Origin of the sequence: Marinomonas mediterranea MMB-1 (assembly GCF_000192865.1) — a bacterium.
Lineage (GTDB): Bacteria > Pseudomonadota > Gammaproteobacteria > Pseudomonadales > Marinomonadaceae > Marinomonas > Marinomonas mediterranea.
The window spans coordinates 4,023,063-4,043,449 of the sequence record NC_015276.1; the positions used below are offsets into that span (position 1 = coordinate 4,023,063).

17 protein-coding genes are annotated in these 20,387 nt (G+C 44.1%); 2 read left to right on the top strand and 15 right to left on the bottom strand.

Annotation, left to right across the window (positions count from 1 at the left end; all coding sequences use genetic code 11):
- Positions 1–86: 86 nt before the first annotated feature.
- Both MARME_RS18340 and MARME_RS18345 read left to right on the top strand, forming a co-directional pair.
- Positions 87–881, top strand: a complete 795-nt coding sequence (locus tag MARME_RS18340; protein WP_013662761.1) for a transporter substrate-binding domain-containing protein — start codon at positions 87–89, stop codon at positions 879–881.
- A gap of 152 nt (positions 882–1,033) precedes the next feature.
- Positions 1,034–1,846 carry an amino acid ABC transporter permease gene (locus MARME_RS18345; protein ID WP_013662762.1) on the top strand — a complete coding sequence of 271 codons (813 nt, stop codon included), beginning with the start codon at positions 1,034–1,036 and terminating at the stop codon, positions 1,844–1,846.
- Positions 1,847–1,950: 104 nt separating this feature from the next.
- Here MARME_RS18345 and MARME_RS18350 read toward each other — a convergent pair whose 3' ends face one another.
- The 15 genes from MARME_RS18350 to MARME_RS18420 form a co-directional block, all read right to left on the bottom strand.
- Positions 1,951–2,859 carry a D-hexose-6-phosphate mutarotase gene (locus MARME_RS18350; protein WP_013662763.1) on the bottom strand — a complete coding sequence of 303 codons (909 nt, stop codon included), beginning with the start codon at positions 2,857–2,859 and terminating at the stop codon, positions 1,951–1,953.
- A 143-nt stretch (positions 2,860–3,002) separates the two neighbouring features.
- On the bottom strand, positions 3,003–3,956 hold the full coding sequence (locus MARME_RS18355) for a GGDEF domain-containing protein (protein ID WP_013662764.1): 954 nt from the start codon (positions 3,954–3,956) through the stop codon (positions 3,003–3,005).
- 12 nt (positions 3,957–3,968) lie between these two features.
- Entirely contained in the window at positions 3,969–4,979 is a 1,011-nt protein-coding gene (locus MARME_RS18360; RefSeq protein ID WP_013662765.1) for a response regulator, read from the bottom strand.
- 210 nt (positions 4,980–5,189) lie between these two features.
- Positions 5,190–6,353, bottom strand: a complete 1,164-nt coding sequence (locus tag MARME_RS18365) for a GAK system CofD-like protein (RefSeq protein ID WP_013662766.1) — start codon at positions 6,351–6,353, stop codon at positions 5,190–5,192.
- A gap of 55 nt (positions 6,354–6,408) precedes the next feature.
- Positions 6,409–8,352, bottom strand: a complete 1,944-nt coding sequence (locus tag MARME_RS21630) for a GGDEF domain-containing protein (RefSeq protein ID WP_013662767.1) — start codon at positions 8,350–8,352, stop codon at positions 6,409–6,411.
- Positions 8,349–9,863 (bottom strand): bifunctional metallophosphatase/5'-nucleotidase, encoded by a 1,515-nt coding sequence (locus tag MARME_RS18375; RefSeq protein WP_013662768.1) that lies wholly within the window; start codon positions 9,861–9,863, stop codon positions 8,349–8,351. The genes MARME_RS21630 and MARME_RS18375 overlap by 4 nt, the downstream gene beginning before the upstream one ends.
- A gap of 244 nt (positions 9,864–10,107) precedes the next feature.
- Positions 10,108–10,905: an HAD-IIB family hydrolase gene (locus tag MARME_RS18380; RefSeq protein ID WP_013662769.1), complete on the bottom strand. Its 798-nt coding sequence runs from the start codon at positions 10,903–10,905 to the stop codon at positions 10,108–10,110.
- A gap of 58 nt (positions 10,906–10,963) precedes the next feature.
- On the bottom strand, positions 10,964–11,731 hold the full coding sequence (locus tag MARME_RS18385) for a DeoR/GlpR family DNA-binding transcription regulator (protein WP_013662770.1): 768 nt from the start codon (positions 11,729–11,731) through the stop codon (positions 10,964–10,966).
- 2 nt (positions 11,732–11,733) lie between these two features.
- Positions 11,734–12,462 carry a glycerophosphoryl diester phosphodiesterase gene (locus MARME_RS18390; protein ID WP_013662771.1) on the bottom strand — a complete coding sequence of 243 codons (729 nt, stop codon included), beginning with the start codon at positions 12,460–12,462 and terminating at the stop codon, positions 11,734–11,736.
- Positions 12,463–12,464: 2 nt separating this feature from the next.
- Positions 12,465–13,532 (bottom strand): sn-glycerol-3-phosphate import ATP-binding protein UgpC, encoded by a 1,068-nt coding sequence (locus tag MARME_RS18395; protein WP_013662772.1) that lies wholly within the window; start codon positions 13,530–13,532, stop codon positions 12,465–12,467.
- Position 13,533: 1 nt separating this feature from the next.
- Entirely contained in the window at positions 13,534–14,382 is an 849-nt protein-coding gene (gene ugpE / locus MARME_RS18400; RefSeq protein ID WP_013662773.1) for a sn-glycerol-3-phosphate ABC transporter permease UgpE, read from the bottom strand.
- Positions 14,382–15,257, bottom strand: a complete 876-nt coding sequence (gene ugpA / locus MARME_RS18405; protein WP_013662774.1) for a sn-glycerol-3-phosphate ABC transporter permease UgpA — start codon at positions 15,255–15,257, stop codon at positions 14,382–14,384. Before ugpA ends, ugpE begins: the two co-directional genes overlap by 1 nt.
- A 102-nt stretch (positions 15,258–15,359) precedes the next feature.
- The gene (ugpB, locus tag MARME_RS18410; RefSeq protein ID WP_013662775.1) at positions 15,360–16,658 is read right to left on the bottom strand and encodes a sn-glycerol-3-phosphate ABC transporter substrate-binding protein UgpB; all 1,299 of its coding nucleotides are present in this window, start codon (positions 16,656–16,658) and stop codon (positions 15,360–15,362) included.
- A 176-nt stretch (positions 16,659–16,834) separates the two neighbouring features.
- On the bottom strand, positions 16,835–17,185 hold the full coding sequence (locus tag MARME_RS21635; protein ID WP_013662776.1) for an Hpt domain-containing protein: 351 nt from the start codon (positions 17,183–17,185) through the stop codon (positions 16,835–16,837).
- Positions 17,182–20,367 (bottom strand): ATP-binding protein, encoded by a 3,186-nt coding sequence (locus MARME_RS18420; protein WP_013662777.1) that lies wholly within the window; start codon positions 20,365–20,367, stop codon positions 17,182–17,184. The genes MARME_RS21635 and MARME_RS18420 overlap by 4 nt, the downstream gene beginning before the upstream one ends.
- Positions 20,368–20,387 lie beyond the last annotated feature (20 nt).

A 20,387-nucleotide genomic window follows, 5' to 3' on the forward strand; every position in this document is an offset into this window, starting at 1 on the left:
GTAGAGCCTGATATCAACAAAAGGTATAATAGGTGCACATACCTATATTCTGCTACATGTCAGAACATCCACAATAGAGGAATTTTATGAAGCGATCTTTACTAGCAACCATCACCGCGGTATTTACAGGACTAATACTACCCCACTTAACACACGCGGCGGATTTACCAGACCTTAAAGGACGCACTATTGTTGCAGTAACGGAAAACGCATACGCACCTCTTAACTTCTCTGACCCAAGTACAGGCAAAGGTATTGGCTGGGAATACGATGCCTTTAACGAAATTGCTAAGCGCTTAAATGCCAAGGTTGATTGGCAACTAAGCAGCTGGGACACCATGATCCAAGCCGTTAAACAAGGTCAATACGACGTCGGCATGGACGGTATTACCATTAACGATAAACGTAAGAAACAAGTCGACTTTTCCGAACCTTACATGGTTTCAGAGCAATTTATGCTCGTCCGCGCAGAAGAGGATCGTTTTTCTAACGCTAAAGAATTCGCGAAAGACGACGACCTCTATTTTGGCGCGCAGCCTGGCACCACTAACTTTTATGTTGCGGTTTACAACGTACTAGACGGAAACGAATCAAACGCTCGAATTAGTCTTTTTGAAACGTTTGGCGCGTCCGTTCAAGCACTAAAATCCGCTGATGTTGATTCTGTTTTGATGGATGCGACCTCAGCCCGTGGTTACATAGGAGCCAACCCAGGTGCATTTAAAGTCACTGGTGGGCCCTTAGGCACGGAAGAGTTTGGCTTTATTTTCACGCCAGATTCAGACTTAGTCGCACCTGTAAATGCCGCACTTCAATCGATGAAAGAAGACGGTACGATCGATTCTTTAAACAAAAAATGGTTTTTTGACTATAACCAATAAAGAACCACCTATAACGAATAGACACATAGGCTAAAGGCTATGCGGCTATTGAGAGGCAACACCTGTCGCCTCTCGCTCTCTCTTTAAAGTCGTCACTAATTAGTGTGATCACTGTCTAACACTGCTTCGATTCATAGGACTGCTCCTTTTCAATGCAATCAGTAAAACACACTCTTGATAAAACGCCTTGGTGGCTGGTCGCCACTATTGCCTTATTTTTGCTGCTAGGCTGGCATATCATTGCGGATGAAAGTTATCAAAAAATCGCCAATACGCTTAGCCAAGGTTTGCTAACGACTGTTGGTGTGACGTTTGCCGCATTTTCGATTGCCTCCATCGCCGGCCTTTTCATCGCTTTAGCAGGCTTTTCTCGCCATCGAATCGTAAGAGAAATGTCCCGCTTTTATATCGAAATAATTCGTGGTGTTCCCGTCTTAGTTCTTCTGTTCTATATTGCATTCGTCGGTGCGCCAGAAATCATTAAACTGTACAACTGGTCGCTTCAGTACCCTATAGAGCAAGGTTGGTTAGAGAAAGCGAGAACCCGTGATTTCACCTTGCTTTGGCGTGCCATCTTTGCGCTTTCAATAAGTTACAGCGCGTTTATTGCAGAAGTTTTTCGTGCAGGTATTCAAGAAGTCAGCAAAGGCCAAATAGAAGCAGCGCAAGCATTAGGTTTATCGGGTTGGCAAAGGTTTAGATTAATCATCCTACCGCAAGCCATGCGAAAAATACTGCCGCCTCTTGGCAACGACTTCGTCGCCATGATAAAAGACTCCGCTCTGGTGTCTGTATTGGGTGTGCAAGACATTACTCAATTGGGCAAGGTATACAGCGCGTCAACCTTTCAATTTTTCGAAACATACAACGTCGTCGCCTTTATGTATCTCGTACTGACATTAGGGCTGTCGCTTTTAATTAGAGGCTTCGAATATTATCTGCGCCGCCACGATAGGCAAAAATAGAAAGATACAGTAGAAACGCCATGAATCAGCCCACTAGCGTTACTCTGTGGACTGATTCAAAAAGCGACGTATGACGTTGTCGCGTCGCCAAGTAAATAAACGAACTACAAGGACTCGCAAGAGACTGAAAGCTTAAGTTTATGACTGTCACCAGGCTCCAATACATAGCTGTTTGCAAGCGCATTAGCGGTTTCAACACACACAAATGACTTATATTCGTGGTCTTCTATGTCGGTTCGCATTTTTGCTAATGCTTCGCCTGGATTCCAAAGAACAGTACTGTGACTGCCTTTACTCTCCACAATAAACTTCCGCTTTAGTTTCTTATCGTGTATTTCCGTGAGTTTAGGCGCATTTAAATAAACCCTATCCATAGAGTCACATGGCGTTACAACACCGTCTTGAACCTTAGTACCGCTGTTATCAATCTTATCGATATAAGAAACGCCGCCCAACCCCGATATAAGGGTCTTTTGATTATTTGACACTCTAAAATACGTATGAAATGCCTCAGAAACCGTAAAAGGCTTATCCGACATATTTTCCGCATTGAGAGAAACAGAAAAGCCCTCTCCAAGCCGAAAGGTTAGTTTAAGTTCAAACGGCTGCTGCCACATTTCTTCGACAAGGGGATGATCCTCAGACCTTAACCGCAAAACAACTTTTATATCGCCATTCTTAAAGCGCCCCACTTCTATCAGTTTCCAACGGAAATACCTTGCCAAACCATGAGAAGGGTAATCGGATTCTGAGTCATGAGCACCAAACCACGGCCAACATACAGGGACACCAAAGTGCCGGCGTCCAAAACGGTTGTCTGCACCTTCGTTTTCAGACTGAAATAGCCAGTCTTCTTGGCCAGTGGGGGTAAAGCTAACTAAATGACCTCCCCATAAGGCGATACGAGCAGTAAAGCTTGGTTGATTAATCACAATCTCATCACAATCTCGTATATTAGAAGGCAGTATTTCGCCACCGACTTCTTCCAACTCTTTAATTAGTTGGCCGTTCATTCATCACTCCAGAATCCAATAATAATAGGAACATATTAGCCTCAGATGAGATGATTACAATAGTTTGTTTTTATGATGAGTATTCAGGCTACTTTGTAAAGCAGCCTGAATAAGAAGAAAAAAGAAGTGTTTTTTAGGGCAGGCTAAGCGGTACAGGTTTTATTTCGGCCTTCAGATTTTGCTCTATACAAGGCATCATCCGCTTTAGATAGCCACGCAGATACGTCTTTTTCGGCATCGCTTAACTCACAAACGCCTAAGCTAATCGTAATGTTAATCGACCCTTGAGCCGTTTTTATATCGCGCTTAGCGATGGTTTCACGAATTTTTTCGCAATATTTAAACGCGCCTTCTTTGCCCGTATTAGGCAACAATATGGCAAACTCTTCACCGCCAAAGCGTCCAACAAAATCACCTCGTCTAGAAGAGCCTCCCAATATTTTTGCAACATCTTTCAGCACTTCGTCTCCTACAGGATGACCATAGGTGTCGTTGACCTTTTTGAAATGGTCTATGTCAGCCATGACCAAACAATGCGTGCCTTTATTCTTGGTATAAGACGAAAAAATCATTCCTAATGCGCGATCTAGATTAGCTCGGTTATTGAGATCCGTTAATCCATCCGTTTTGCTCATTTGGTCTAATTTACGGTTCGCTTCGACCAATGATAGCTTGTTCATGGCAACAGGCGTGACATCGTACACGACGACACATACATGACTTACATTTCCACGAACGTCAGTAATGGGCCTTAAGACCACATTCTGATACATGTGTTCGGATGTTCCTGTTATGGAACGATACGGTTTAAACTTAAAAACGTAAGGTCGTTGCTCCCACGCGATATAAATCGGTGTATTAAGCGCAAGGACGGTATCGACTTTCTTTTTTAGCCAATCTGCATTGATATCTGGGAACAGTTCAAAAAGAGACTTGCCTTTCGCTGTCGTCGAGCTTTTTCCACTGTGATTCTCCATAAAACCATTCCAAAGAGAAACTTGGTATTGGCTGTCCAGGACAACAAGACCCACATCGATATGTTGCAACATATCAAAAAGCCAATGCAGTTCAGCTAATTCCGACGATTCAGTAGACATATTCTTTAAGCTCTAATCAATAAGATAGGAAAGTAGGCGCTCTAACGGTTCGAGCGAATCTTCAGTGAATAGTAACAGTAGGTCACAACTTATTTTATAGTTTTCAACCTCATAAACAATTTCGACAGCGAGCGTTTGCTTCAAGGAGCTCTTTTTCACTCCAACTAAGTCTTGCACTTTAATGTGCTGACCAAGTACCGCGGGATGGCTCCGACTAAATTCAATATTAAGCTGCTGACTCAATGCCGCCATAAAAGGGCCAACCAACACCGATGAAATATCCATCAGTAACTCAAGTTCCATCGTATGATCAATGGTTTCCGACATACCCAATAACTTCGCCATGTCAGGAAAGCTGGAATCCGAGAAAATCAACAGGGTTTCGATTGATATACCGGCACCCACAAAGCCTTGAGTCACTGCTGAACATTGTCCCTGCTCTTTCCCTCCGTAAGACAATGCCATTTGCAATTCACTGACTTCTAAAACATTCACTTGTGGAACAGGCAGTTTTATAAAGACATTCAGCATGTCAGCAAGCACGCTAGCGGCTCGCCCCATTGATACATTCGCGACTTCCTGCAGGCCACTTGTAAGCGTCAACTTTTCTTTTAAATCACCAAGATTCAGACCGTTATTCCCGTCTGACGTTCTGTCTTTAAAAATAGACAGATCCGACAAGGTATCAAGCAATATATCCGAGGACACAGGCTTCTTCAGAAAATCGAGTGCGCCAAGGTCCGATACACGCTTAATCGCCAGTGGCTGAACATCACCCGAAACAACTACAACAACAGGAGCATTCGCCTTACCCTGAAGCCCCTGAAGGGTCTGATAGCCATCTAAAACAGGCATATTGAGATCGAGAAACATAATATCAACAGAGGAACTGTTGATGATGTCAAGGGCTTCCTGGCCATGTTGCGCATATGTCACATTTGCATCCCAGTCCTTAGGCAGCGCTCGCGCTAGCTGTTTTCTCGCTAAACTGGAATCATCGCAAATCAATATATTGACGCTCATGAATTATCTCTCTGGAAATTTGATCAAAGGTACAACTGCCGGAATTCACTAGAATAAAAACGCTATCCAAACACTGAATCTGATGGACTAATCCGTCACTTTCCAAGGTAAAATTCCAGCTTACCTTTCAAGATTAAAACTCTAATTGCGCAAGGTTACCTTTATCCGCCCAAGAGTGCCGTTATTTATTGTAACAAATTTATCATTACATTAGGTCATCGAGAGCAACGCTTCATTTACCAGTATCTCATCATATCTATTCGCATTAGAGGAAATCAATCGTGTTTTGATGACCTCGACGCCAAGCCTTTCCAGTCGCGCGATATCCAACTCTCCGTAATTATGATGCTCATCTAACAAGAGGATATCTAGGGCTTTTTCATTAATTTCTCGCTTGTCTTGCAATGACGCCAGCCAACTCACACGCTTCATGAGAGGCCAACCTAGTTGCTCAGGGTCGATGCCTAAATTAGGAATATAGACTTTAGGGTTGGGATTACTTCGTATAGCCGTTGCAACGCCATCAGGAAGCAAATTAGCTACCAAGCTAGAAAAAAAACTGCCCGGAGGGAAACATATTAGATCCGCGTCCAAAATATCAGCTTCCCTATCTGGAGACAGACTCACCGACGCGTGACAGACGTCATCGAGACCATCGTTTAACCAGATATTCTGAATAGGACTTTGCAACGGGTCGGTTTCTTTGCCTGTCAGGTTATGCTGCCCCAGAATGGTTTCACCGCTTTCAAGGTGGGTCCCCAAATGCAATGACGTATCTACGACTGTTTTCACCTGTCCCAACGTTTTAACAAGTCGAGAAAACAAAAAGACGATGGGATCAAGCTGTTGTTGGTTATTCAGGTAACCGCCAGCAATAATCAAATTACCAATACTCGCCCCTCTAAGTTCAAACTGGGCGCCAATTCTTCGTTTCGTCACCGCCAACTGAGTTTGAATTAGCGACCGCATTGGATCGGTAATGGGCACTATAAGAGCATGAGTGCCACTTACAAGATTATTAAATTCGTCTTCTAGGTCCTCTTGATTAGCACACTTCGAAAATCGATAGGTAAATAGTTCATATACTTCAGGCTGCCCCAGCACAGTTTCATCCGCCAAGGCCATGAGTCGACTGCGCAAATCTCCTACTGCAGGCATATCAAACTCATTTCGAAGATGGGCTGAGCTGCCACCGGAATCAAAAGGGGTCACTAAATGAACAGAGTTGTGTGTATAGGATTTAAGGACGCGACTAATTTTATTTAACGCGGAACCGCCACTAAAAAACAGAAGTTTAGGGCCTTGCTCCGGCAGGCTTTTATAACGATGAAGCCTCACAGAATCAGGTAACTTCAAACGTCTTGTAATGTTCATATTATCGCGATCTTCCTTAGATTTTCTTTATTAAGGCCCGAAGGTATTCAAGGAGCTAAAAAACCGAGCAGTTTCTTCCCGCCGCTTTCGCTTGATACAACTTCTTATCCGCTTCTTCAAAGTACGCAATAGGCGTTCTATTTGAATCCACCTGACTAATCGCACCTCCCGCACTTACTGTCACTACTTTGTGTGCTGAAGCAGGATGGGCGATATCCAACTCTAACACACGTTGAAGTATCTGGTTTGTTAATTGTCTTGTCGACGCCTGATCCGCATCTCGGATAATAATAACAAACTCTTCTCCACCATAACGAATCGCGTTGGCGTTTTCACTCACACAATATTGAATGGTTTCAGCAACCTTAGACAAAACCGCGTCGCCTTTTAAGTGCCCGAAAGCATCATTGTATTCTTTAAACTGATCGATATCGATGACCACAAACGCATAGGAAACTCCGTCAGATTCTGAGTTTAAATCTCTCATCACAGCGTCAAAGTAATTGCGGTTATACAGTCCGGTTAAGCCATCGATTTGTGCTTTTTTCTCCGCATCGGACAAACTTCTTTCAAACGCTTGCGTTGCTTTTTCGCGGTCGGTGACATCCAGGAACATAATAAAGTTGCAGTTTTCACCGTCCCATAAAATATTGGCAGCACGCATATCAAACCATTTGTCTCGCACAATGTCGTGATATCCACTTAACAAAACAACACTACCCTCACTCAACTTACGAGGCTCTTTCGCCAATTTAGCGACGTTATGAGGCAGTTCACTCAAGAATGTCAGTTGACTGATATGAAAGAGATCCGCGAACATATCATTATGGAAGAGAATCTTATCTCGCTTGACTACCGCGACACAAAGACGGGAATAACGAAGCATCGACTCCAACTGGCTGCCTGTTTGTGCAAGTTGGGCTTTTTGCAGCTCAATCGTATCTAGATAGTCCTTGAGCTGATAGACCAAACTACCGATCTCATTTCGCTCATCAAATGAAAGAAGGTCTTCGTCAGTAATCGAGTCTTTAGACGAGACGATGCCTTGTAGATTGACTAACTTCGAAAATAAACGCCGTTTTAACACTAAGTAAGAAGCAAACGTAATAACGATCATAGCCACGATCGCCAAAATCAAAATATTTCGTGATAAGCCTGCACTGCTTTGTAACTCTTGGGCTTGTTGAGCGACTCTTTTTTCTCGCTGGCTATAAATTCTTTGACCATAATCAACAATGCTTCCCATTAATATTCGGTTTTGCGTATCTAAACTCACAAGCTCAGTTTGTAGTATTTCTCGCTGCTTGATTATACTCTCCAAGCCGTCTTCGCCAGCTAAAATAAGCTCCACATCATCCAGTAGCGTCACACCAGATGGAGAAACAATATCGTCCAACTGTTCGAGGTAGAAATGAATTTTCCCTAGACCACGCTTAAGCTCATAAACCTTCCCGACCGATTGAAGATTAGACACCTCTAAAAGAAGTTGTCGCCATAAATTGCCTTCTTCCATATTCGCTTCATCAACAAAGGCACCAGTAAGCAAATGTTTAACAAGTAAAATATCCGCATCAAATCGCTCTTTTAGTTCAAAGGTTTGCTGCTTTTTATCAATCAATAACTGAATACCGGGTCGCACACTGTCTAGAATCTCTCGAAGCTCGTAAACCTCCTTACTCTCTTCCAGCAGGCTTAAATTGTATGCAATTTCAGCAATTAGTTCATTGGCGTGGGTAATTAACGTTCTCGATTTAGCGCCCGAGGTACTGGCAACCAGTTCAACACCAATCGAAGACAGGCGTGTGATAGATAATTGAGTGGTTGTCAGCACTTCAAGAATAGGGATATGGGACTCAGCATGCTCCCGCGCGACCGTATTGAACTTCTCCATCTGATAAATAAGCAAGCCGCTTATCGCCACAAGGAACAACAAGATCACTGAAAAAACAAAACCAATAAGCCATCTGAGGCTGTGAAAAAAGCGCTTCTCCTGAGTCATTCGGTACTTGCCTTAATATTCGACCTTAAGGGAGTGGAAATATCCACTAACCGCCCTTCTAACTTTGGTGTAACCTGACCTTTTCTATCTAGATACTCGGATACAACGTTCCACATTAATCTTTCGCGTACAGACACCTTGTTCACAACCTGTTCTTCGCGGATCTGATAACCATCACCACCATAACGTATATAGTCTGGTATGGCCAAGGTATAGCTTTTTCCAGGCTCAAGTTCGTTTCCATTTTTGGTTAAACGAACGATCCGCTTGCCAACAGGCTTCGACAAATCATACAAAACTTCAAAACCTGAAATTTGAAAGAACGCACCGTGGAGTTTGTTTACTCGACTAACCGAATGCTCCATCAGCGCACTGAGCTCTTTTTTTATCACGTTTATCACATATAGGCTGCCACCGAACGGTAACTCTGTTTGTATATCTTTATACTTTATTATGTCACCTGCTCGATACTCTCTATTCCCTCGGATCGCCCCACTGTTTATTGCCGCAAAATCGGTTTGTACTTCTTCTTTAATGGCGTCAGCAAATACGTTCCCTAACGCAGACTCTCCCGAACGTATTTTAGATTTTGTGGTATTCGCATCAACCTGCAAGGTGACCAGCTCACGCTCTAGTATTAATTCCAATCGACCAAGATATTTATCTAACGAGACTCGTATTGCTGTATCTTCTTCATATGAGGAAACCGAATCAATTTTAGCCGATGGTTTTTGACCAAGCTGCCACGAAATCACGGCAATCTCTCCGTCCGCGCCACCACTTGATACCATCAACGTCTCTGCGTCCTCAACACTGTCCTTTACTTCAGCAGCGACTAAGATTAAATCGATCGTATCACTGAGTTCAGAAAGATCATCAGGCAATGCGGAACGCTCGGTAATCAGCACCACCGCTTGTGCACCCCGACGCTTTAAATCGAGAGCGAGCTTCTTCGCCGTTTCCATTGGCGGCTTTACCGCCACATCGCGAGTTAAATAAATATCGGTAATTGATTCATCTAAGACAGACACAAAACCAATCATGCCCTCCTGAGTTGGGTGCAAATACTTATCCACAGTGCCTTCAATGTGTTCTCCCGTGCGCTCATCAATAAGATTACTTTGTAGCATAGGAAAGCCTGCTTCAAATGTACGCAACGTGAGCTGATCAATCCCTTGCTGAAACTCACGTTGATTAACCGCAAAAATGTCGGTGCCAATCGTGTTCAACATATCCACCATATGTACGCCGCTGTCATAAACAGAGAGCGCATTAGGAAAGAGACTGTCGCCGCCATGCACAAATATGACCGTTTCATCAGAATCGCGACGGTAGGACTTTATATAAGATCCGAGCTTGCCAATGGAGTAAGCACCATCAGTTTCGAATACATTAGGAATATTGGAAGTGAAGAGAATAGTCAGCGAAAAACTCTTTGAAGAGACCAATACACCTAAGAGGAGCGAGATCACTAGCGTGGTACGTTTAATGTCTTTTAAACAGCGTATCATGTGCGCCCCCTAACTGAGCTGACTTAGACACCAGTTTAAACCGCCTATTTGCCTATTAAAACAACAGACAGGAAACACTCGGTAAACTATTGTAATTATTATAGGTTATTTCACTGCGTTACTTAGAAAGGCGTAAACACATCCTCGAGTGACAGAATGTGGATCACTTCCTATTATTCGGGACAAGCTTTTATTCGAGGCAAGCTTCACCTTCCAATGCTGAGCTCGTTGCTAAAAAGCGGCGCTATGTACTCTTGGCTGCGATTATAAGTTTACTCAATTCAGCAAACCCATGACCCCCTTCGAATTGGGTGACGTATCTAGGAGGTGTAATCAGTTCTTTTTCATAGCGTACAATGTTGGCCACTCCCACACTTTTTGAAAACCGTTCAAACAGTGCTTGATCATTCGGTGCATCGCCAACAGCCAAAACGTCGTTACTAAAATCGCTTTCAGCAAGGCAGTAAAAATCCGTTAAGACTCTTTTCGACATTCGCCACTTATCCGCCTCAGGGTGAGTAATATTAATGTGAATAGATGACACTTTTGCATTGAGGCCACTGCGTTTTAGCCTATCCAACAATTGCGTCTTTTCTTTGTGAGCAGGCGGAACGACATCTTGCGCAAAATCGATCGCGACATCCGAAATTCGGAATTCTTGATCGCTTGCCAATTTTAAGGTGCTTCCTTCGCCTAATGCTCGCTGAACGGTTTCAAGCGTCGCTTTCTGAAACGCACGAATTTCATGTTCAGGAACGCAAAAGTGGTATTGTGTTCTACCGTTCGTTTTCTTCTCTATAAAAATCGATCCACCTTCACTAATCACTCCAGATACGGGCAGCGTACGCGCCATCATATCCGACCAACCTGCACAACCTCCGGTAACTGGAATAACCTTAACACCCACTGCATTTAGCTCTTCCAAAGCTTTTAAGGTGGTCGAAAGCAGTCCGCCGTTGAACGTTAGGGTGTCATCAAAATCAGAAAGAATAAATTGGATATCCGCTAGCGCTTTCTGACTTAAACTTGAAATGGGTAACATGAAAATACTCGCTTACTCATAGAGCCGTCTTTACTAGCTTAACACCAATAAAAACGAGCTATAGAGACGAAGTGCACAGTTCAACCGACACTTGATTAGACACAAGACAAGCAGAGCTTGTATCGGAAAGATGATCTGTAAACAACCGCTCAATTCTTGAAAAAGGCGTGACTACCGCGACCGCCTTTCGACACCATTTATGCTGATCCGCGACTAAAAAAACATGGCGACTTTGATCAATGATAGTTCGGCTCACGGTCGCTTCATCTGGATCAAAATCGAGCACGCCTTGAGTTTCACTTAACCCCCCACACCCAACCACGCCGTAATCGAAATAATACCGACGTATTGATTCAAGAGTCTCATCACCTACTAGATCATGATGTTGGTGACGAAGCTTACCTGCTGTCATCCTTACGGCAATGCCATCACATTGCCCAAGAATGGTCGCCACGGTAATATTGTTAGTAAACACTTGCAAACCCTGATGTTTTTGCAATGCCTTTGCAACATACTCAACCGTTGTGCCAATGCCCAAAAAAATTGAGCTGCCATTAGGAATCGCGTTTGCGACTCTCTTCGCGATCTGCTCTTTAGCAAGTCCATTTAAATGCTGGCGCTGCGAGAAAGGTATGTTCTCAGCGGTAGACACTGGCGCAATGCCACCGTGCTGTCGTCGCACAAGGTTACGTTCAGCCAATTGATTCACATCTTTTCTTATCGTCTGAGAAGAGACACCGAAACGATCGACCATTTCCTCAACTTTAAGCAAATCGCACTGTTGAACCCAATTTAGAATCTCATTCTGACGAGCATTTAATGACACGCTTACTTCTCCAAATGCACAAATAAGTTGGGATCATCCGTAATAACAGCGTCCATCCCCCAGCGCCAATGGGATTCCACTAACTGAGCCTCATTAACGGTGTAGCATAGAAGCTTGTAGCCCGCTTGTTTAATCGCTGTCGCTTGAGCTTGTGTCAAACGCTCATAATCACAATGTAAACTGTACGCCTCGATCGCAGCTAACTGAGCTTGCCACTCAGCAGGGATGTCTTCATACAATTGCCCAAGGTAGCGACTAGAGTCCATTTGATAACAGAGTGCGAGCGCCGCGTGGTTAAAGCTCGAAATAATCAGTTTTTCATTGTCTTGCCAATGCTCTTTTAACGCCTCTAAAACGTCGGGGACAATGTTTTCAACATCATCGGCATCGTGTTTTATTTCTAGGTTTAGTCCTAAGCCAAGCGATTGAATATAATCTAACGCTTGAACGAGTGTCGGTACTTTTTCGCCTTCGTATTCCGAAGAAAACCAGCGACCTGCATCTAAACTGGCGACCAATGACGGACTCGCCAACCTCAACTTCCCTGATCCCGTTGTACAGCGATCTAGTGTCTCATCATGAAATATAATCAAACCGCCATCGGCAATCAGAGACACGTCGATTTCGACCCATTTTGCCCCCGCTTCTGCGGCCGCTTTAATAGAAGCAAGAGTATTTTCTGGCGCAAGCATCGCAGCACCGCGATGCCCGATAACCTTTGTTAACTGCATAGTTATTCCACACGTTGTTGAGTAAGCGAATCGAACGCATGCCATTTTTCAGTCGGTGCTTTTAACCAGATACGTTCGCCAATGTGTGGATTATGCGCGCCCGGCATTCGAATCACCAGTGTTTCTCCGCCCGAATGAGTCTCCAAATTCGCATAAATAAGCGTTTCAGCACCCAAGGATTCGATCGCTTTCACCGTAGCACTAAAACTTGCTTCCTCTTCAGATACCCATGCGAGATGTTCTGGTCGAATGCCCCAAATCACACTACCTTGATAGTGAAAAGGGCAAGGTAATGACACCTGATCATTTACTCGCAATCGCCCCTCTTCCATCGTTGCTGGAATCAAATTCATGGATGGAGAGCCAATAAATGACGCAACAAACGTTGTTTGCGGCGCTTCATACAACTCCATTGGTGACCCAATTTGCTCTGCCTTCCCCTTGTTCAGTACCACCAAACGATCGGCTAATGTCATCGCTTCCACTTGGTCATGGGTCACGTATAGCGTAGTTGTACCTAACTTACGTTGCAATTCACGAATTTCGACGCGCATTTGCACACGCAGCTTAGCGTCAAGGTTTGACAAGGGTTCATCGAATAAGAACGCAGCAGGGTTACGCACCATCGCCCTTCCCATCGCCACACGTTGTCTTTGCCCGCCAGATAATTGGCGAGGTTTACGCTCTAACAAGGCTTCCAGCCCCAGCATGGTTGCAACGTTATTGACCTTGGTCTCTATTTCACTTTTAGAAACACCTCGGTTCTTCAAACCATAAGCCATATTGCCGTACACGGTCATGTGCGGATATAACGCATAGTTTTGAAATACCATGGCAATATCGCGATCAGCAGGCTCCTTCTCGTTTACACGTTTCCCTTTAATCAACAAGTCGCCTTGCGTAATCGTTTCAAGTCCTGCCACCATACGAAGCAAGGTTGACTTTCCACAACCTGAGGGGCCGACGAGCACAATAAACTCACCTTCCTCGATAGTAAGATCCACACTGGGTATCGCCTGATAGCCGTTAGGGTACGTTTTACCGATATTATTTAATACAACGTCCGACATATTACTTCTCCGCGTCTACCAAGCCTTTAACAAATAATTTTTGCATACCCACAACCACCAAAATAGGAGGTAACATAGCCAACAAGGTTGTCACCATGACCTTATTCCACTCCACCTCGCCCTGCTCCACCGACAACATACGCTTAATACTCATGACCAAGGTATAATACGCATCGTCTGTCGTCACAATTAACGGCCACAAATACTGGTTCCAACCATAAATAAACATAATCACGAACAGTGCTGCGATGTTTGTTCGTGACAGCGGCAATAAAATATCGAAGAAAAATCGTATCGGCCCGGCACCGTCTATTCTTGCCGCTTCGACCAACTCACCCGGCACCGTCATAAAGCACTGTCTGAATAAGAAGGTAGCAGTCGCACTCGCAATCAACGGCAAAATCAATCCCGTATAACTGTCTAGCATATCGAGTTTCGCAATGACCTCGTAAGTCGGAACGATGCGTACTTCAACAGGTAACATGAGGGTAATGAAGATCGTCCAGAAGGCTAATCCTCTAAACGGAAATCGAAAAAATACGATCGCGTAGGCAGAAATAATAGAAATCGCCAGCTTACCAATCGTAATGCCTAACGCCATGATGAAAGAGTTGATCATCATGTACCAAACGGGCACATCAATTCCGTTACCAGCTTTAGAAAATAAAACCTGTGACCAATTTTCATGCCCCTGATCCCCAAACCAAAGAGGTATGTGGCCAGCCCCAAAGGCATCAGAAGCATGCGTCGACGCGACAAGCGCCACCCAGACAGGCAATGCCACCATAGCAATACCCAATAACAACGAAAGGTGGCTAACAAAAGTCAACCAAGGACGGTTCTCAATCATTAGTACTCCACCTTACGTTCAATGTATCGAAATTGAATCACGGTCATAACTCCGACCAGTGCCATCAGGACCACAGATTGAGCGGCTGAACTGCCAAGGTCTAGGCCGATAAAGCCGTCATTAAATACTTTATAAACCATAGTTGCCGTACTCACACCAGGGCCGCCTTGTGTCGTGGCATCAATAATCCCAAAGGTATCGAAGAAGGCGTACACTAAATTCACCACCAGTAAGAAAAAGCTGGTTGGAGATAACAACGGAAAGACAATGGTCCAGAATCGTTTCAATGGACTCGCTCCGTCGATCGCAGCAGCTTCAATCAAAGAGCGAGGAATCGCTTGCAAGCCTGCGAGGAAAAATAAGAAGTTGTAACTAATTTGCTTCCATGTGGCGGACAGCACCACAAGCGTCATCGCCTGATTACCATTTAGAAAGTGATTCCATTGAACACCAATGGTCTTCAGCCACAATGCGACCGGGCCGATACTTGGATCAAGTAGAATCCACCACAGCACACCCGCAAGCGCCGGCGCCACGGCATATGGCCAAACCAACAGCGTTTGATACACAATTTGGCCACGTATAACTCGATCAGCCATGACGGCTAACCACAAGGCAATCGCGATGCCCAAAAAGGCGACCGAAAAACTGAACACCATGGTGACGCCAATCGATGTGTAATACTGAGGGTCATTAAAAATATAAATAAAGTTGTCTAAGCCGACAAATTCTCGACTTAACCCAAAGGCATCTTCTTGATAGAGCGCTTGCTCAAAAGCTTGCTCAGCAGGCCACAAGAAAAAGATGAAGGTTACGACCAACTGAGGCAATAAGAGTAGGTACGGCAATTTTTTTTGAGGGAAAGATACGGTCATAGTATTGCTCTAATAGAAACGTAAAATATCTCAGTCAGGCCTAGGAAAACGGAGAAAACTTTTCACCGCTGCCCCAGCCCAACTGAGATCTACCGAAAAAGCTTATTTAGTGGCTTTTTCAAACTTACGTAGCAATACATCACCGCGTTTTTTCGCATCATCCAATGCTGTCTGAGCGTCTTTCTGACCAGACCAAACGCCTTCAAGTTCTTCGTTAATAATATCGCGAATTTGAACGAAGTTACCCAAACGAAGACCTTTCGAGTTCTCAGTTGGTTTACCAGACGTCATCTGAATAACACCTGTTTCAGTACCTGGATTTGCAGTATAGAAACCCTGACCCTTAGTTAGATCGTAGGCCGCATGAGTGATCGGCAAGTAACCAGAGAATTGGTGCCAATCCGCTTGAACATCAGCACGAGATAAGTAGCTTAAGAATGATGCTACGCCTTTGTATTCTTCCGTTTTCTTACCTTGAAGAACCCAAAGAGACGCGCCGCCTATGATGGTATTCTTAGGCGTCGAAATGTCTTTTTTCCAGTATGGAAGCGGTGCTACACCAAATTCAAATTTGGCGTTACGGCGGATACCTGCGTAACCTGCAGAAGACTGCATAAACATCGCACATTCTTGACTGTAAAACTTAGGAGCTGAATCACTACGGCGTCCACCATAGCTGAAAATACCATTTTGCTGCCATTCACCTAATTTAGAGATGTGCGCTACTTGAACAGGGCCATTCAACATCAACTCTGTATCCGTACCCGCGAAACCATTCGCTTTAGAAGCAAAAGGAACGTTATGTCGAGCGCTGAAGTTCTCAAGTTGAACCCAAGACTGCCAAGAGGTCGTAAAGCCACACTTCACGCCATTATCCATAAGCTTCTTAGAGGTCGCTTCAACTTGCTCCCAAGTAGAAGGCGCCTGAACACCCGCTTTAGCAAACAACTCTTTGTTATAGTACAAAACAGGCGTTGAGCTGTTGAAAGGCATAGAAAGCATGTTGCCTTCTTCATCTGAGTAGTAGCCTGTTACCGAGCTTAGGTAGTCATCTTTATTGAATGCTTGACCATTCTCACGCATCAATTTATAAACTGGGTACACCGCGCCTTCCGCAGCCATCATACTTGCTGTGCCCACTTCAAATACTTGCACAATATGAGGTTGTTTTTTCGCACGGAACGCAGCAATCGCAGACGTCATCGTTTCTGAGTAGTTACCTTTATAGACAGGCTTCACTTCGTATGCATCTTGCGCAGCATTAAAGCCAGCCGCAATTTCATTTACTTTTTCGCCATTTGCACCACCCATAGCATGCCACCACTCAATTTGAGTAGCTGCGATACTTGAGCCTGATACTGCCATACCAACTGCGATCGACACCAATGTTGATTTACGCATGAGAGGTTCCTTCATTAAAGTAGCTGAGTTGTTGGAAAACACAGCTACTTTAATGAACGGATGTTTCATTTTTGTGTTTTATTTATTTCATTTGAAACAAATTATTGTGAATAAAATACAAAGAAGGTTTCGTTTATATAGAAAAGGCATAACGAAACAAGTCTACGCAACCTTACTTAAAGGTCGAACTCTACCCGCATTTCCTCTGCAAGTGCGTCAAAGTGTTTCTTTAAATCTGCCTTGTACAATAGTACCTCGTCAACCAACTCGTCTCTGGCTGCAAGCTCTAACTTTTTTGCTAAACTAGGCAGATAAAGGCTCGATACCTCAGAGCTCGCACCTTTTACTTTATGGGCAAGAGGAGCGACCTGATTCCAATTTTTCGCGGTTACCTCGTCTTCAATCGCCTCCAGAAAAGAATAAGCCTCATTCAAAAATTCGGAGACAACCACTTTCATTAGTTCGGTATTTTCGCCTAACCTCCACTTAAAATCATGGTAATCAAATTGTTTTGCTGTGCTCGTCATACCTGCTCCTCATCGCCAGATCGTAGCCATTGCTCTAGTACTTCCTCTATTCTCGTTTTCGAAATTGGCTTAGCTACGTGACCATTCATTCCTGCCTGAATGCACTTCTCATCGTCTCCTTTCATCGCATTAGCACTCAATGCTACGATGGGGACGGACGCACTTGTAGCGCTGTCTACTGGTAGCTTTCTGATCTCCCTTGTGGCTTCGTATCCATCCATCACGGGCATCTGACAATCCATAAAAATAAGCTGATATTTTTTATCCTGCACTTTTTCCAACGCCTCTTGACCATTCTGGGCGATATCGACTGATACTCCAAACAAGCCAATAATTCCCTTACCTACGATTTGATTCGTATGGTTATCCTCTACTAACAATACATCTCCACTTAACTCGGTGCGCTTCATACTTTCGCTGCTCTGAGAACGCGTCGATTGATCTTTACGGTCTAATAAACAAATGCTGTCCCAAAGTACACTTTCTTGCACTGGCTTTAACAGTGACATCTGATTAACCCCTATCGTATTGGTTGTTTTCAGCTCTTTGGCACAAAGCACAATTACCCCAGCCAACTTATCCGTGCCTTCAGACAAATCAGGTGTCGCTAGACTCGACCAATCACCTTGCCATTGCCCCCATATTTCTTCATCGATAACAATCAGTGTAGACCCTTTCGAAAGAATGTTTTCAAGTTCAGGCTGAACTTCGACACGAATATTGGGCGCTTTCCAATACTCAAAAATACTGGCAAGGTAATTCGCCAGCGTATTGTTAGACACACAAACAACAACCGACTGATAGTTCAGTGATCGCACGGGTTCAAAAAGAACTCGCCCATCAAAAGGGGCTTCAAAGGTAAACGTTGAACCGCTACCAAGTTCACTCTCTACATGTATTTCTCCGTCCATCAAGGCCGCAATTTCCTTACAAATCGATAAACCCAACCCTGTGCCACCATACAGTCGAGTGGTAGAACTATCAGCCTGTTTAAAACGTTGAAAAAGTTGCCTCTTTTGCTCCTCTGAGAGCCCAATGCCAGTGTCAGAAACGGCCATAGAGAGCCAATATTTCTCGTTTTCAAATCTGGCGCGAATGGCTAAATTGACTTCCCCTTCATGGGTAAACTTCAACGCATTGCCCAGCAAGTTAAGAAGGATTTGTCGAATCCGAAGCGGATCACCAATCACTTCGATCGCAGGAAGCGGAGTAGAAGGAATATTAAACACAAGACCTTTTTCAAGCGCTTTTGCTCTAAGTAGCTCGCCCGTTTCTTTAGTAAGCTCCGTGAGAGAAACAGGTTTCCGATCCAAAATAAGGTTACCCGCCTCTATCTTCGACAAATCTAATATGTCATTAATGATCTCCAACAAGGTCAATGCACTTTGTCGCGATATGTCCAATAACCCTCTTTGCTCTTTAGCAATTGAAGCGCTTTGAAGAACAAGGGTAAGAGACCCTATGACGCCATTGAGGGGAGTACGGATTTCATGGCTCATATTCGCTAAGAAATCACTTTTAGCACGATTCGCCTCTTCCGCTTCCGCCTTTGCGAGCCTTAGTTTTTCACGTGATTGACTCAAGGATTCATTGCTTTTACTTAAAGCTCTAGTCCGTTCTAAAACTTGGTGCTCAATTTGGGCGGTATGACTGTAAATTAAGATAATCAGCCAAGCGACAAGGCCAGAAATAAGAAAACCGCCTGCAATGGCCGTATGTAAATTCCAAGGAGGGTGAATAAAGGAATTCCTATTAATTTTGATCATTCGCCACGTATGACCACCAATCGGAATATCGGCAGAATAAACCGTTTGGATCAGACCGTTCTTTTCATCCTCCAACAGCTTACTTGCATCTGAATAGCTCTCTCCCTGACGGATTAAAATATAGGGTGAACCATCCGCTTTTCGATCCACTAAATAGAATTCAGAACTTACCAGCTGACTTTGCGTAATCGCCAATTCTGTTAGTTCTTTTACCCTAAGCGCCGCCGTCGCATAAGCATAAAGAAACGCTTCATTTTGCTCATTTTTCAAGAAGATGGGGAAAAATAGCAACACAGCCAAGTCATTTTGCACCAGATCCAAAGCAGGCGTTGGAAATGCTGTATCGATCTCTCTCGCTTTATCCAACGCATACCGTCGGTCGGCTTGAGAGTACACATCGTATCCCAACGCTCGTTGGTTCTCTTGTAAAGGATAAATATAAGACACAACAACATGCCGCTCTGACGGCGTAACCGGAACGAGATTTCCTGACGCACTGCGTCGCGTCACAATAAATGATGTATTGTCGTAATATGGGGAGAATCGCGCCTCTAAAGCCTCAATTTCATCGCCACTGATCACTAAATTCAACGACAGACCTTGCATTGAATTTTCGTATTTTAGGGTTTCCCGAGCAAACGTTTCGAACTCGTCAGGAGTAACATTTTCACTGCCTTTAACATAACTCGCTATCGAGCTAATGGCGCTAATAGAACCTTCCGCTCGTCTCTTTAACGTCGCCGCTGAAAATTTCGCATTGTCATTGAACTCAGTTTGTTGCTTGGTGTATTCCGCCTCATAAATCAAATACGAGGCAAAGACCGTTAAGACCGTAATAAAAACAAACGCACTGGCAATTTGCCTTGGATTAGAAAAACGCGTCCCCGAAAATTTAGAAAAAGAAATCGCGACCCAAGGTACTAAAAATGCAACCCCAATAACCTCTCCCAACCACCACTGGAACCAGTTGATAAAAAGAGACTGAGGTTCAATGAAACCAAAAAAGCGCAAAGAAAAGGTGGCCACCAGAGAACTGATGAGACAAGAAATAGGGCCAGCAATGACAATGAATTTGAGCGTATAGCGTGCATCCGAAAACGCTCTTTTGTAAAAGTTCTTTGTGAAGTGCTGCGCGACCTTAGCTTGAACGAGCACACCCAAGGCGATACACAACGACAACCCAACAGAACTGCTCCCATAGTTAATGGCAGAAACATACAAGTTCAATAAAAAGTCACCGAGCACTAATCCAAATAGTGCTCGGTTGCCAAACATCAATACGGCAATGACAGCAAAGCCAGTGGCTGGCCACACAATAGCTGCGTACTCAGGCGATATTGAAAAATACTGCCCGAGAAAACCCAGCAAGAAATACAGTACAGAAGAAGCGAGAACAACTCGTAACGTCTTTAACATCCTTTGAGAAATACCCTTAT